The sequence below is a fragment of the Bradyrhizobium sp. SZCCHNR2028 genome (assembly GCF_032380995.1).
GTDB lineage: Bacteria > Pseudomonadota > Alphaproteobacteria > Rhizobiales > Xanthobacteraceae > Bradyrhizobium.
In genome coordinates this window covers 304484-318537 of record NZ_JAUHJF010000004.1, presented here as the reverse complement: position 1 = coordinate 318537, position 14054 = coordinate 304484, and the positions used below count along the sequence as shown (strand labels likewise).

The 14054-nt window shown below is 66.2% G+C and carries 11 protein-coding genes and 1 pseudogene; 4 read left to right on the top strand and 8 right to left on the bottom strand.

Going from position 1 to position 14054, the window contains the following annotated elements; all coding sequences use genetic code 11:
* Nucleotides 1-17: 17 nt before the first annotated feature.
* From QX121_RS09740 to QX121_RS09730, 3 genes and pseudogenes are all read right to left on the bottom strand, one after another.
* A complete protein-coding gene (locus QX121_RS09740) occupies nucleotides 18-3158 on the bottom strand; it encodes an efflux RND transporter permease subunit (protein WP_315811792.1) in 3141 nt (1046 codons plus the stop codon).
* 271 nt (nucleotides 3159-3429) lie between these two features.
* The gene (locus QX121_RS09735) at nucleotides 3430-4536 is read right to left on the bottom strand and encodes an efflux RND transporter periplasmic adaptor subunit (RefSeq protein ID WP_315756977.1); all 1107 of its coding nucleotides are present in this window, start codon (nucleotides 4534-4536) and stop codon (nucleotides 3430-3432) included.
* Nucleotides 4537-4762: 226 nt separating this feature from the next.
* Nucleotides 4763-6094: pseudogene (locus QX121_RS09730) on the bottom strand (MFS transporter).
* A 35-nt stretch (nucleotides 6095-6129) separates the two neighbouring features.
* On the opposite strand from QX121_RS09730, the gene QX121_RS09725 reads away from it, so the two are divergent.
* The gene (locus tag QX121_RS09725; RefSeq protein ID WP_315717351.1) at nucleotides 6130-6318 is read left to right on the top strand and encodes a hypothetical protein; all 189 of its coding nucleotides are present in this window, start codon (nucleotides 6130-6132) and stop codon (nucleotides 6316-6318) included.
* A gap of 36 nt (nucleotides 6319-6354) precedes the next feature.
* Here the strand turns inward: QX121_RS09725 and QX121_RS09720 are convergent, their stop codons facing one another.
* The 4 genes from QX121_RS09720 to QX121_RS09705 form a co-directional block, all read right to left on the bottom strand.
* The gene (locus tag QX121_RS09720; protein ID WP_315811791.1) at nucleotides 6355-7317 is read right to left on the bottom strand and encodes an alpha/beta hydrolase; all 963 of its coding nucleotides are present in this window, start codon (nucleotides 7315-7317) and stop codon (nucleotides 6355-6357) included.
* A 49-nt stretch (nucleotides 7318-7366) separates the two neighbouring features.
* Complete coding sequence (locus QX121_RS09715; protein WP_315776107.1) at nucleotides 7367-7924, bottom strand: TetR/AcrR family transcriptional regulator; 558 nt, start codon at nucleotides 7922-7924, stop codon at nucleotides 7367-7369.
* 126 nt (nucleotides 7925-8050) lie between these two features.
* Complete coding sequence (locus QX121_RS09710) at nucleotides 8051-9223, bottom strand: winged helix-turn-helix domain-containing protein (protein ID WP_315811790.1); 1173 nt, start codon at nucleotides 9221-9223, stop codon at nucleotides 8051-8053.
* Nucleotides 9224-9297: 74 nt separating this feature from the next.
* Nucleotides 9298-9528 (bottom strand): hypothetical protein, encoded by a 231-nt coding sequence (locus QX121_RS09705; RefSeq protein WP_315738409.1) that lies wholly within the window; start codon nucleotides 9526-9528, stop codon nucleotides 9298-9300.
* Nucleotides 9529-9913: 385 nt separating this feature from the next.
* On the opposite strand from QX121_RS09705, the gene QX121_RS09700 reads away from it, so the two are divergent.
* Nucleotides 9914-10564 (top strand): OmpA family protein, encoded by a 651-nt coding sequence (locus QX121_RS09700; RefSeq protein ID WP_315738410.1) that lies wholly within the window; start codon nucleotides 9914-9916, stop codon nucleotides 10562-10564.
* A gap of 68 nt (nucleotides 10565-10632) precedes the next feature.
* On the opposite strand, the gene QX121_RS09695 is transcribed toward QX121_RS09700, so the two are convergent.
* The gene (locus QX121_RS09695; protein ID WP_315811789.1) at nucleotides 10633-11961 is read right to left on the bottom strand and encodes a phospholipid carrier-dependent glycosyltransferase; all 1329 of its coding nucleotides are present in this window, start codon (nucleotides 11959-11961) and stop codon (nucleotides 10633-10635) included.
* Nucleotides 11962-12100: 139 nt separating this feature from the next.
* Here QX121_RS09695 and QX121_RS09690 point away from each other — a divergent pair, with 139 nt between their 5' ends.
* Both QX121_RS09690 and QX121_RS09685 read left to right on the top strand, forming a co-directional pair.
* Nucleotides 12101-12802: a FecR domain-containing protein gene (locus QX121_RS09690; protein ID WP_315796806.1), complete on the top strand. Its 702-nt coding sequence runs from the start codon at nucleotides 12101-12103 to the stop codon at nucleotides 12800-12802.
* Between the two features lie 2 nt (nucleotides 12803-12804).
* Nucleotides 12805-13965, top strand: a complete 1161-nt coding sequence (locus tag QX121_RS09685; RefSeq protein ID WP_315811788.1) for a hypothetical protein — start codon at nucleotides 12805-12807, stop codon at nucleotides 13963-13965.
* Nucleotides 13966-14054 lie beyond the last annotated feature (89 nt).

The window sequence follows — 14054 nt, the reverse complement described above, 5'->3', positions numbered from 1 at the left end:
GCGATCTTGTTGGTCCTTCATTCGGCGGCCTCGGCCAAAGGAAGCGCGGGCCTCGGCACGTCAACGTGCTGCGTTGCGGAATGATCCGCGTCCTTCGCTCCGCGCTCGTCCAGGCTCTTGCGGAACCATAGGGCATACAATCCTGGCAAGTACAGCAGCGTGAGAAAGGTTGCAACGAACAACCCGCCCATGATGGTGATCGCCATCGGGCCCCAGAACGCTGAGCGCGACAGCGGGATCATGGCGAGGATCGCGGCCAGCGCGGTAAGCACCACGGGCCGGGCGCGGCGCACCGTGGCCTCGATGATCGCATCCTTGCGGGTCAGACCATGGGCGACGTCGGTCTCGATCTGATCGACCAGGATCACCGCGTTGCGCATGATCATGCCGGCAAGCGCAATCAGGCCAAGCAGCGCCACGAAGCCGAACGGCGCGTTGGCGACATTGAGCCCGAGCGAGGCACCGACGATGCCGAGCGGCGCGGTCAGGAACACCAGGATCAGCCGCGAGAAGCTCTGCAGCTGGATCATCAGCAGGGTCAGCATCACGATGACCATCAGCGGAAACAGCACGAAGATCGAGGCATTGCCCTTGGCGGATTCCTCGAACGCGCCGCCGGCCTCGATCCGGTAGGCGGGCTCGAGGTGGTTGCGGATGTCCTGTAGCTTCGGCGAGATCTGGTTGGTGACATCGGGCGCCTGGACCCCGTCCGCCACGTCGGCGCGCACGGTGATCGCCATGTCGCGGTTGCGCCGCCACAGGATCGGCTCCTCGTGGGAATACTCGATCCTGGCGATCTGCTGCAGCGGCACCGCGACGCCGTTCTTCGAGGTGATGGTGAGGTCGCCGACATGGGCGAGATCCAGCCGCTCGGACGGCGCCGCACGCGCGACGACGCCGACCTTCTCGATGCCGTCGCGGATGGTCGTGACCTGCACGCCGGAGATCAGCATCGCCAACGACTGCGACACGTCCTGCGGGGTCAGGCCAAGTGCGCGGGCACGATCCTGGTCGACGACCAGCTTGAGGTAGGGCGACTGCTCGTTCCAGTCGAGCTGCGGATCCCTGACGTTCGGGTTCTGGCGCATGACGTCGCGCACCTGGTAGGCGATCTCGCGCACCTTGGCCGCATCGGGGCCGATGATGCGGAACTGGACGGGGAAGCCGACCGGCGGACCGAAATTGAAGCGATCGACCCGGACGCGCGCTTCGTTCAGCTCGCCATTCGCAGCGGCGGTCTCGATCTTGGCCTTGATGCGCTCGCGCGCGGCGACGTCCTTGGCGACGATCACGATCTCGGCGAAGGCTTCGTTCGGCAGTTGCGGGTTGAGACCGAGCCAGAAGCGCGGCGAGCCCTGCCCGACATAGGCGGTGTAGGTCTCGATGTCCTTGTCGTCCTTCAAGAGCGCTTCGGCCTTGCGTGCCGCCTTCTCGGTGACGTTGAAGGCGGTGCCCTCCGGCAGCCGCAGCTGCAAGAACAGCTCGGGCCGCTCCGACAGGGGAAAGAACTGCTGCTGGACATGGCCGAACGCCACGATCGATGCCGCGAAGACGCCGACCGTCGCGGCAACGGTGGTGATGCGATGCGTGACGCACCAGCGCACGATGGCGCGCAGGCCGCGATACATGCGCGTGTCGTAGACCGCGTGCTCGTCATGGCCGTGATGGGCCTTCATATCGGGCAGCAGCTTGACACCGATATAGGGCGTGAAGATCACGGCGACGAACCAGGACGCGACCAGCGCGATGGCGACGATCCAGAAGATGCTGCCGGCATATTCGCCGACGGCCGAATTGGCGAAGCCGATCGGCAGGAAGCCGGCGGCCGTGACCAGGGTTCCGGTCAGCATCGGGAACGCGGTGGATTCCCAGGCAAAGGACGCGGCGCGCATCCGGTCCCAGCCCTGCTCCATCTTCACCACCATCATCTCGACCGCGATGATGGCATCGTCCACCAGGAGGCCGAGCGCGATGATGAGGGCTCCGAGCGAGATGCGATGCAGGTTGAGCCCCATGATGTTCATGACGATGAAGACGAGCCCGAGCACCAGCGGCACCGACAATGCCACGACGATGCCGGTGCGCCAGCCGAGCGCCAGGAACGACACGAACAGCACGATCACCAGCGCTTCGACGAACGAGTGCACGAACTCGCTGACGGCGTGCTCGACCACCTTGGGCTGGTCGGCGATCTGCTCGATCTCGATGCCCTGCGGCACGGCCTTCATGAAGTCGTCGGCGGCGGCGTGGACGTCCTTGCCGAGCTCCAGGATATTGGCCTCCTTGGCGGTGACGACGCCGATGCCGAGCGCGGGCTTGCCCTCCTGCCGCACCTTGAAGCTCGGCGGATCGACGAAGCCGTGGCTGACGGTGGCGATATCGCCGAGCCGGAACACGCGTCCGTTGCTTTCGACCGGCGTCTCCGCGACCGCCTTGGCGCCGTCGAGCGCGCCGGTGACGCGCAGCGGCACGCGCTGCGACGAAGTTTCGACCGTGCCGGCCGGGGTCACATTGTTCTGCTTGGCAAGCGAATCGAACAGCGCCTGCGGCGTGATGCCGAGGGTGGCGAGCTTGGCATGGCTGAACTCGACATAGATACGCTCGTCCTGGGTGCCGTAGAGATTGACCTTGGTGACGCCGGCGACCTTCAGCAGGCGCTGGCGCAGGCCTTCGGCGGTCTTCTTCAGCTGCGCATAGTCGGCGCCGTCGCCGGTCATCATGAACAGGATGGAATCGACGTCGGAGAACTCGTCATTGACGAACGGCCCGATGATGCCCGACGGCAGCGACGACTGCACGTCGTCGAGCTTCTTGCGGATCAGATAGAACAGGTGCGGCACCTGGGCCGGCGGGGTCGAATCGCGGAAGGTCACCTGCATCGCGGTGAAGGCCGGCTTCGAATAGGTCTGCACCTTCTCGAAGTAAGGCAGCTCCTGCAGCTTCTTCTCGATGGGGTCGGCGACCTGGCTCTGCATCTCAGTCGCCGTGGCGCCGGGCCACATCACCGAGACGTTGACGACCTTGACGGTGAAGAACGGATCTTCGGCGCGGCCGAGCTTCTGATAGGAGAAGAAGCCGGCGACGCCGAGCGCGACGATCAGGAACAGCACCAGCGGCGGATGATTGACCGCCCAGGCCGACAGGTTGAACCGCTTCATAGGTGCTCTCCGAGATTCGATATCACTGGTCCGAGCCGTTGCTGTTAGTCACCGTCACCGCGAGCGAAGCGACCTGTCCGCCATAGCCCAAAGGGCGACGGCGGAAGCAATCCAGAATCCGCCTGCAGAAAAAACAGTCTGGATTGCGCCGTCGCTTCACTCCTCGCGATGACGACCGTTACGTCCGTCATTCCGGGGCGATGCGAAGCATCGAACCCGGAATCTCGAGGTTCCGGGTTCGCACTACGTGCGCCCCGGAACGACGGCAGAGCTAGAACGTCAGCGCCGACACGACGCGCACCCTCTGGCTGGGATCGATCTTCTGCACGCCGAGCGCCACGACCTTGTCGCCTTCGTCGACGCCTGACGTGACGAGCACGTCCTTGCTGTCATAGGCCTTCACCTTCACCGGCTTCAGCGCCACCTCGCCCTTGTCGTTGACGACGTAGAGCGACGGATCGCGGCCATCGCTGAACAGCGCCGACAGCGGCAGCCGCGCGACGCGCGTGGTGGCGGGATCGGCGAGCGTCAACGTCGCAGTCATGCCGAGCGAGACGGCGTCGCCGGCGTCCGGCAGCGAGAACTTGGCGAGATAGGTGCGCGTCGCGGAATCGGCGGTGGGCGCGATCTCGCGCAGCTTCGCCGCATATTGCTTATTTGCCTCCGACCACAATGTGACGTAGGCGCTGCCGGTCTTGGCGCGCTCGAGCAGGGTCTCAGGGATCGCGACCACGGCCTCCTTCTCGGCAAAGCGCGCGACACGGATCGCGGCCTGGCCGGCGGCAACGACCACGCCTGGCTCGATCATGCTCGCTGTGACGACGCCGCGCGCGTCGGCAACCAGCGTCGCATAGGACAGCGAGTTGCGCGTCAGTTCGACCGAGCGCTCGGCGCGATTGAGCCGCGCCCTCGCCTCGTCGGCGGACGCCCTGGCCTGGTCCATCTGGGCATCCGTGGTCCAGCCCTTGGCGCGCAGCTCCTTGGCGCGGGTCTCGGCGGCGGAGGCCTGCGCCAGCACGCCGGTGGCGGCGCGGAATTCGGCTTCGGCCTGCTCGGCCTGCAGCTTCAGGTCGACCTCGTCGAGCGTGGCGAGCGGCTGGCCGACCTCCACGGTCTGGCCGACCTCGACCAGGCGCTTGGCGACCTTGCCGGCGACGCGGAAGCCGATATCCGCCTCGATGCGCGGCCGGATGGTGCCGACGAAGCTGCGCTCGGGCGTCTCGGCCTCGTAATGGACGGGCGCGACCAGAACCGGCCGGACCGGCTCGGCCTTCTGGGCGACGGTTTCATTGCACCCGGCCAGGGCGACGGCCATCGTGGCCAGCGCAAGGCCAGTCAACAGCTTGGAATAGCTCGCGAAAATCAGGCGGATCAACATGGGGCACCCTCGCTGCTCTTACGAGGAAGTGTCGAATGTCGAATGATGATTGTCAATATTCGTCAGCAATCATGACTTCGTGATCATCTGGACATGTTGCCGCAGGTGCTCAGTGGAGCGGCAGGCCGGCTCGGAACTCCGCCGTGCGCTCACCCGCCACCGATTCCGGGGCCGTCCGCCGCCGCGGTCGAGCCCGGCCCCGCAATCAGGGCATGCACCGTGCGCTTCACTCCGCGGGCGCCTGCCCGGCGAATTCGACCTTGCTCTCATGGCCGCCGAAGAACGCGAGCAGCCCGGCGATCAGCGGCAGCACCGACAGCGCGAGCAGGCCGTGGGTGGTGGAGCCGGTCGTGTCCTTGATCCAGCCGACCAGATAGGGGCCGCCGAAGCCGGCGAGATTGCCGATCGAGTTGATCAGCGCGATGGCGCCGGCCGCGGCCGTACCCTACAGCCATGCCGTCGGCAGCGTCCAGAACACGCCGAAGACACAGAACACGCCGATCGCCGCGACCGTGAGCGCAACCATGGTGAGCGTGGGATCGCCGATCATGCTCGATGCGGCCAGCGCCACCGCGATCAGGATCAGCGGCGCGCCGACATGCATCACGCGCTCGCGTGTCGCATCGGAATGCCGCGCCCACAGGATCATCGCGACGGTGCCGAACGCATAGGGGATCGCGGTGACGAAGCCGGTCTGCACATTGGTCAGTCCGAATGCCTTGACGATCTGCGGCAGCCAGAACTGCATGCCGTAGAGCGCGCCGACGAAGCCGAAATAGATCAGGCTGAGCACGATCACCTTGGGCGACGACAGCGCCTCGCCGAGCGTCATGTGTCCGGCGGCCTGCTTCGCCGCAGTCTCGGCCTCGAGCTTCGCCGCGAGCCAGGCCTTCTGCTCCGCGGACAGCCAGGTCGCATGCTCCGGCCGGTCGGTCAGGTAGAACCAGGTGACGACGCCGAGGATGACGGAGGGGATGCCCTCGATGATGAACAGCCACTGCCAGCCCTGCAATCCCATCAGGCCGTGCATGCCGAGCAGCAGGCCGGAGACCGGCGCGCCGATCACGGTCGAAATCGGCACGGCAACCGCGAAGGCGGCGAGGAAGCGCGCGCGATACTGGGCGGGGTACCAATAAGTGAGATAGAGGATGATGCCGGGAAAGAATCCGGCCTCGGCGACGCCGAGCAGGAAGCGCAGCGTGTAGAAGCTCCACGGGCCTGAGACTACGGCCATCAGCGCCGAGATGATGCCCCAGGTCACCATGATGCGCGCGATCCAGCGGCTGGCGCCGAACTTCTCCAGCGCCAGATTGCTCGGCACCTCGAAGATGAAATAGCCGATGAAGAAGATGCCGGCACCCCAGGCGAACACCAGCGGCGAGAATTTCAGCTCCGCATTCATGGTCAGCGCGGCGAAGCCGAGATTGACCCGGTCGAGATAGGAGAAGAAATAGGCCAGCACCAGAAACGGAATCAGGCGCCACGAGATGGCGCGGATGGTCGCGGACTCGATATCGGAGCGGCCAAGCGCGGCCGGACTGGTGGCGGACGGACTCATCGATCTCCTCCCCGGAGCTTTCTGGACATTGATAGTTGAAGGCGGTGTTGAGCATCGGTCGTGGCAAGTCAATCGGAAAACCTGACATCCCACAGCCCGTCGGCGCATCGCGGGGGCGCGGCGCGCGCATGACGCCCTCCTCGCCCGAGATGCTCATCCGCGTCGTCGGCATCCTGCTCGGCATCTGGATCGACCGGATCGCGATGCGGCCTGCTTGGGCATAGGCCTGCCAACGGCAAGCCGCGATATCAACCGAAAGCTCAGGTCGGCCCCGCGCCGGCGCGGCTGAAGAAAGCGTTGAGCTCCTCGGCCAGAACGGCAGGCTGCTCTTCCGGAATGTAGTGGCCGCACGAGGAGATGGTGATGCCCTCGACGTGATCGGCGACCTCCCTGAGCGGCGCGGCCATGTCCACGATCGACCCCTGGTCGGCACCGACGGCGAGCACCGGCGGCTTCAGCTTGCCTCTTTGTTTCAGCTCGCGGTTCTGAAGCGCGGACAGTGCGGCGGCACGATAATAAGCGAGCCCGGCGCGCAAGCCGCCGGCCTTGGTCAGCACGCGGGCGTATTCGTCGAGATCGCGTTCGGAGAACGCTTCGGGATTGGCCCCTTTGCGGCGCAGGAACCAAGCGAGATAGTCGCGTTCGCGGCCGTGGATCAGCATCTCCGGGAGATCCGCGACGGCGTGGAACGCGAAGTGCCAAGTGCGCCACGCGCGGTCTGGCGCGAAGGGCAGCGCCTCGGGCAGCGTGACGCCGGGAATTCCCGCATCGAGCAGGGCCAGGCTGCGCACCTCGGCTTCGAACAGCGCCGCATAGGGATAAGCCACCCACGCACCGATATCGTGGGCCACCAGATGATAGCTGGTGACGCCGAGTTGCTGCAGCAGCCGATGCACCGCCGTGGCCAGGGTCTGAGTGTCGTAGCCTTCGGCTGGCCGGTCCGAATCGCCCTGCCCGGGGAGATCCGGCGCAATGACCCGATAGCGCGACGCGAGCAGCGGCATGAGCTTGCGCCAGGCAAACCAGCTTTCGGGAAAGCCGGCGAGCAGCACCACGACCTCGCCGGCCGGCGGGCCACCGCTGACATAGTGCAGCCGAAGGCCATCGACGGTCTCGAAGCGGTGGGTAAAGCCCGGCAACGACGCATCGGCGCGACCGAACGGCTCGGCCGCGACCAGCCGCGACGGACTTTCGGCAGAGATGGCACTCATCAACTCAGTCATGGATCATCCTCCTAATTATAGAACAATCGTTTCCTATTTAGACACGACATCACGCGAACAAGGCGGCAGCTTGGTCTGCCACGGCCATCATCTCGCTCCTCGTGCGCCCTGTCTTGCCGACCACCCGAAATCCCTGGATCACGCAGAACAAGGCTCGGGCCACGACTTCCGCGTCGAGATCCGGCCGGATCGATCCATCCGCCTGGCCCAGCCTGATCAGGTCGCGCAACAGGGTCTCGACCCGCCGTAACGCTCCGCGGACCTTGGCGGCGGCCTCCGCATCCAAGGTGGCGAGCTCGGCCGCGCTGGTCACGACGAGGCAGCCGCGCCGGCCTTCGCTGTCGCTGGCGGATTCCGCGTAGAACTGCAGCAAGGCCTCCAGCTTGTCGCGGCCGCTGGGCTGCGCATCGATGCGCTCGCGCACCTGCTGGTCGCGGCGCGCGATGTAATGATCCAGCGTCGCCAGAAAGATCGCGCGCTTGTCCGCGAAGGCCTTGTAGAGGCTGCCGGTGGCGAGCTTCATGGCCGCGCGCAGTTCGGCCAAGGACGCGGCGTGGTAGCCGCGCTCGCTGAAGACCACCAGGGCCTTGTTCAGGGCGGTGTCCATATCGAACTCGCGCGGCCGACCGGGCCCGCGGCGCTCGGATGACTCCTGTTGCGACCTCGTCATTCCTCCTTTTAGGAAACATTCGTTTCCAAATCAAGAGCACTGAGCGGATCTCCGACGACCAGGTCAGTCTCCAAGCTGAAAGCGCTGGAACCGGTGCAGCTCGTCCTCGATGGTCCGCTTCAGCGCCTTGCGCCGGTCGCCGCGCGCCGCCTTGCCCTCGCCGACCCAGCTCCATTTCTGCATCAGGAGCTTGCCGTTCTGGCGGTCGGTCTTGAGATCGAGCGCGGCGACGATCTCGTCGCCGACCAGCACCGGCAGCGCGAAATAGCCGAACAGGCGCTTGTCCTTCGGGACATAGGCCTCGAAGCGATGATCATAGTCGAAGATCGCCTGCGTCCGCTTGCGCTGGATGATGAGCGGATCGAACGGCGACAGGATGTGCACGCGCTCGGAGCTGATGTCGATCGGCCCCTCCAGCGCGGCCGGCGTCGCCCAGTGCTCCTGCCTGCCGGCGCCCTCCAGCGTCACCGGCACGAGCTCGCCGCGCCGGACCCTGGCATCGATGACCCGGCGCACCGCGGCCTTGCTTGGCGCATTGAGATGGCAGAGCGAATCGAGGCTCACGACGCCTTGGGCGCGCAAGCCGCGGTCGAGCAGATGGGCTGCGATCTCGCGATCGTTGGCGCCCTTCGGCAGCCGTTCCCAGCCGAAATGCCGGGTGGTGAGGTCGTAGGTCTTGAGCATGCCGTCGCGGCCCGACACCGTCAGCACGCCCTCGTAGAAGCCGAGCTGCAGCGCGCGCTTCGACGGCTTGCGGCTGGCCCAGGCGTGGTCCTTCTCGCGCAGCACGTCGTCGTCGATGTCGCGAATCGTCAGCGCGCCGCCTTGGCGGATCAGCCGCATGACCTTGCGCGTATCCTCGGGCTTCACGGTCTGCAGCCAGCGATGGCCCTCACGGCGGTAGCGGCGCATCGCCGGGACGAAGTAGCGGAAGTCCTGCAGCGGAATATAGGATAGCGCGTGGGTCCAATATTCGAAGACGGTCTTGTCGGCGCTCTGCGCCTGCCTGAGATCGGCGCGGCGATAGGCGGGAATGCGGCTGAACAGGATGTGGTGATGGCAGCGCTCGATCACGTTGATGGTGTCGATCTGCACATAGCCGAGATGAGCAATGGCGGCGGCGACCGCCTCGGGGCCCGCGCCGAACGGCGCCTCGGCATCGAGCCGCTGCGCGCGCAGCCAGATGCGGCGCGCCTGCGGCTTGGAGAGCGGGATGGGCGTGGGGACAGCGGGCATGCCGCGCAATGGTGCGAGATTCGCCCCCGCTCCCGCAACGGCAAATCAGGCCGGCGAGATCCCCTTGCGGAACCTCACGGCTTGGCCTTGTCCGGAATGCTGCCGGTGGCGATCTCGGCCTTGCAGCTGGCGCGGCCGGGATCGGGCGCACGGCACTTGTAGATGCGGCCGGTCAGGCGGTCGACCAGCCAGGCCGTATCCTCGGCCGGACTTTCCAGGCCGACATAGCGGTTGCCGACCGCGGTGATCAGCGTCGACAGCAGGATCGATGCCGCAATGATGCCAGCCCCGATCAGCGTCGACATGGAACCGGCTGATCCCGTCTGATCCTGACTGCTCGCCCGATGGGACTGATAGTCGCGCCTGTGCGATGGGTTGAACACGGCTCTGCTTTTCTGTTTGCGTTTCTTAGACTACGAATCCAGTCGCCGTTCGCGTCCTTCAAGTTTGCGATTTTTTCCCGGCGAACGCTATCCGGTAGAGGCGCATCTGGCCGATTTGTTGTTCGCGGACCGGCCACCTGCCGATCGCTTTGCGGCAGCGCGCGGCGCGTCCCGCGGACCACTCGCTTCGCCCCGCAAGGGCCGCCCAGTCCGGCAACGTGACGTCGATCACATTTGATGCTTTGAACCCGTTCTATCGTTCACGCATCCAATGACCATAGGGCATGACGACCCGAGGATAACGACAATGACCCCATATTTTGGACGCTTTGCAGTTCAGGCGGCGGCGTTCTCCGCCATGCTGGCGATCGGCGCAGGCACCGCCCTCGCCGGCGAGGCCGTGTCGGCCGACAAGATCCTCAACGCGCTGAAGCCGAAGGCCGTGACGCGCGGCATTTCGGTCGGACCGCAGGCAACCCCGCAGGCCGACGCGGCAGCGCAGGCGAAGCAGGCGGCCTTCATCGACAGCATGCGCAACCGCAAGACCCGCTCGCTGTCGCTCGGCGAGCGCGAGCAGATCGCCGAGATCGCGGCGACCAAGCCCAAGATCGATCTCGAGATCCAGTTCGACTACAACTCGGCCGAAATCAGCAAGGCCTCGATGCCGGCCGTGCAGGAGCTCGGCAAGGCGCTGTCCGATCCGAACCTGAAGGGCTCGACCTTCGTGGTTGCCGGCCACACCGATGGCATCGGCAGCGACGGCTTCAACCAGGACCTCTCCGAGCGCCGTGCCGACACCATCAAGCGCTATCTGGTCGAGAAGTTCGCCCTCGCCGGCCAGGACCTCGTCACGGTCGGCTATGGCAAGACCAAGCTCAAGGACGCGGCCAACCCGGCCGATCCGCTCAACCGGCGGGTCCAGGTCGTCAACATGGACACCAAAACCGCGGCGAAGTGAGCGCTCCGCCGCGCATCGCCCCGCCTGCCCACGGTCCCTGGCAGGCGGGGCGCTTTCTTGTCCGCACTTCAGATCCAGCTCTGGAACAGCATCAGCCGGGTGAAGGTCTGCATCGTCGTGCCGATGAAGGCGGCGCTGACCGGCAGCATCGCAACGAAGCCCAGCACCACGACGGCGACATAGCTCAACAGCACCCAGCGCGGCCAGCGGGTCAGCACATGGACGAGCGCGAGGCTCGCCAGCGTCGCCGACGGCAGGTAGTAGTAGATGAAGCTCAGCGCGCGCGGCAGCAGCGCCCAGGGCAGATAGCAGCCGAGATAGAACGCCAGGATCAGGAACGCCGCCGCGCTGCGCGTCGCGATGAAATCCCGGACGCAGATGCCGAGCGCGGCAAGTGCCGGCCACAGCACCAGCGGATTGCCGAGCAGCACCACCGCGGCGATGTCGGTGTCGCTGGTCTTGTCGAACAGGAACCAGACCGGACGGACCAGCAACGGCCAGGTCGGCCACGCGCTCATATAGGTATGGCCGGCAATCGCCGTGGTGACGCTGTCGGCGAAGATGCGCCGCTGCGCTTCGAAGATGCCGATAACGGACAGGCCATGCAGCGGGACGAAGGTCGCGAGATAGCAAACGGCCGGCATTGCGACGAGGCACAGCACGATCTGCAGCCAGCTCAGTTGCGGCCATTGCTCGGGCCGATACCAGTCGGTCGGCTCGCCATCTCCGAACGAGGTCTGCCAGTGCTGCAACAGCTTGATGAGACCGATGATGAGAAGCGCCGTCAGCAGCGGAAACAGCCCGCTCCATTTGCAGGCGATCGCAAGGCCGAACAACGCGCCCGCCAGCGCGAACACGACCTGCGGCCGGCGCTGCCTGAACGAAAACAGAAAGGCCGCGATCCCGAGCAGGCTGAAGGCGAGCGCGCCGATGTCGAGCATCGCGATGCGCGCCTGCACGAACAGCATCTGGTTGAAGGCCGCGAGCAGCGCCGCTGCGATGGCAGGCCATTGCGCCGCGAACAGCGCCAGGCCGCACAGATAGATCGCGGCGACGGCGAGCCCGCCGAGCACGGTACCGGGATAGCGCCATGCGAAGGCGTTGTCGCCGAACGTCCTGATCGACAGTGCAATCAGCTCCTTGGCGAGCGGCGGATGCATCGGATTGAGCTGCGGCGTCGCCGGCGCCAGTCCCAGCATCTGCCGCGCCGCCGGGACGTAATGCACCTCGTCGAAGACGAATTTCGGCGGCGAGGCGAGCCCGATCATCAGCACGACGTGCGCGATCGCGAAGATCAGCAATGCCGTCATCACACAGCGGCGGACCGACAGAGCGCCATCCTGCGCAACCTCGCCGTCCTCGTCGTCGTCATCCCGGCGAGCAGCAGATACCTTCATGGGCCTCCGCGTTGAACTGATCTCACGGTGGCGGCAACTAACCACCGAACGGTCATCGAGGCAAACTTGTGCCCATTTTACAACAACCCCGCGCGCCGTCTTCGGCTAGATTGAGCAGGAAACAATCTTCGGTGTGGATATGAGTCTGCGTCGCCGAACCTGTGTCGCTGCGATCTCGGCGGCCGCCCTGCTGGGCGTCGCGGGCGGCGCAAGCGCCGACGGCCGCATCGGCGAAGCCGTGCTGGTGCAGAAGGACGTGCTGCGCGTGGCAGGCGCCTCGAGCAGCCCGATCAGCGTCGGCGACGGCGTCGTGCGCAACGAAACCGTGCGCACCGGCAATGACAGTGCCGCGCGGCTCGTCATGATCGACAGCACCAATCTCTCGCTCGGCGCCAACGCCACCCTGACGCTCGACCGCACCGTCTTCAACGACGAGACCAGCTATCGCGACATCGCGATCCGGCTCGGCACCGGCGCGTTCCGCTTCGTCACCGGCCATTCCGAGAAAACCGCCTACAAGATCAACACGCCGCTGGCGACCATCGGCGTGCGCGGCACCATCCTCGACATCCGCTCGCAGCGCGGCCAGACCATGGTCGTGCTGCAGGAAGGCGCCTCGCGGGTCTGCACCCTCACCTTCCAATGCCTCGAGCTGACGCAGCCGGGCGACACCGCGATCATCACCGCGACCGGCCAGGGCCGAAGCGCGATCAAAAAGACCGGCAATCCGTCGTGGAGCTTTGCCGCCACCTGCGCGTCGACATCGGGCCTTTGCACGGTCACCGATCTCGCCAGTAATGCGCCGCCGCAGGACTTCACCGGCATCCTGTGCGGGCGGTGACGATGAGAACGCGCCGCGATCAGCTTGCTCTCCTGATGACCGCCATCGCCGCCGGGCTGCCCGCGCTCGCCCTGCAGGCCGCGCCGGCCGCCGCGCAGAGCAGTTGCGGGGCGGACAATTTCGCGGCGGCGCTGTGCCCGACCCCGTCGCCGTCGCCGACCTCCTCGCCCACCGCAACGCCCACGCCGTCGGCCACGCCGACATCGACCTCCAGCCCGACGCCGACGCCCTCGCCCTCGATCTCGCCGACCCCGTCGCCGACGCCCACCGGCGCGGGAAACAGCGCGAACGCGATCAACGGCCTCGCCGACCAGCGCTTCAACCAGATGATCACCAACCGCGTGCTCGGCCTGGTGCTGCTCGGCGTCAACGAGCAGGTCAACTGCAACGACTGCGTCAGCGCGTTCGGCTCGGCCGGCTCGTTCTCGGCCGGCATCCATGGCCGCAAGCAGCTCACCAACAATCTGGCGCTGCTTGCCGGCCTCGCCTACACGCACTACGACGAGGACGGCTACCACGTGACCTCGGCGCCGATCGGCGCCTTCGCGCTGCGCTACGACTTCACCGATTGGGGCTCGTCGCGGCCGTTCTTCGACATCGGCACGATCCTGACGCCGTATGAGCGCGTGCGCTACGGCCGGAGCTATGCGACGAGCCTCGGTAACGTCACGGTGGACGGCACCACCACGGCGTCGAACTACGCGGTCTATGGCCGCGCCGGCTGGATCAGCCGGTTGTCGCCGCGCGACGAGCTCGCGGCGTCGGTCGAGCTATGGCAATTGTGGCAGCACGTCGCCCGCTATCGCGATCCCGCGCTCGCCTTCAACCCGTTCGATGCGACGATCGCCGGCGGCACCGACCGCACCAGCCTGGTCAAGGTCGGCGGCCAATGGACCCACCTGTTCGGCTCCAGCATCGAAGCCAACATCAATGGCGGCTATGTCCAGTCGTTCGCGACCAGCTCCGGCATCGTCGCCGCCGTCACCGGCAGCGGCACGGTGACGCCGACCATGGGCAACCAGGGCTGGTTCGAATATGGCGGACGGCTGGGCTTCCGCCTGCCGCAGGGCTGGATCGCCGATCTGTTCGTCAACGGCACGCTCCGCCCGCAGCCGGTCGGCAACACCATCCACGGCGGCATGGGCCTGCGCGTCCATTATTAGCGGCTGGCCCGGCGCCGAGCGGATCACCCTCGCTCCGTCAAAATTTCATGATCGGCCTGCGCTCGGGTCGCCTTGACCCGCGCCCGCCG

Coding starts and splice junctions, on each gene's coding strand:
- QX121_RS09735 (WP_315756977.1), bottom strand. CDS start 4,536: ATGTTGATCCGCCTGATTTTCGCGAGCTATTCCAAGCTGTTGACTGGC.
- QX121_RS09715 (WP_315776107.1), bottom strand. CDS start 7,924: ATGGACACCGCCCTGAACAAGGCCCTGGTGGTCTTCAGCGAGCGCGGC.
- QX121_RS09740 (WP_315811792.1), bottom strand. CDS start 3,158: ATGAAGCGGTTCAACCTGTCGGCCTGGGCGGTCAATCATCCGCCGCTG.
- QX121_RS09690 (WP_315796806.1), top strand. CDS start 12,101: ATGAGTCTGCGTCGCCGAACCTGTGTCGCTGCGATCTCGGCGGCCGCC.
- QX121_RS09710 (WP_315811790.1), bottom strand. CDS start 9,223: ATGCCCGCTGTCCCCACGCCCATCCCGCTCTCCAAGCCGCAGGCGCGC.
- QX121_RS09705 (WP_315738409.1), bottom strand. CDS start 9,528: ATGTCGACGCTGATCGGGGCTGGCATCATTGCGGCATCGATCCTGCTG.
- QX121_RS09720 (WP_315811791.1), bottom strand. CDS start 7,317: ATGACTGAGTTGATGAGTGCCATCTCTGCCGAAAGTCCGTCGCGGCTG.
- QX121_RS09700 (WP_315738410.1), top strand. CDS start 9,914: ATGACCCCATATTTTGGACGCTTTGCAGTTCAGGCGGCGGCGTTCTCC.
- QX121_RS09685 (WP_315811788.1), top strand. CDS start 12,805: ATGAGAACGCGCCGCGATCAGCTTGCTCTCCTGATGACCGCCATCGCC.
- QX121_RS09695 (WP_315811789.1), bottom strand. CDS start 11,961: ATGAAGGTATCTGCTGCTCGCCGGGATGACGACGACGAGGACGGCGAG.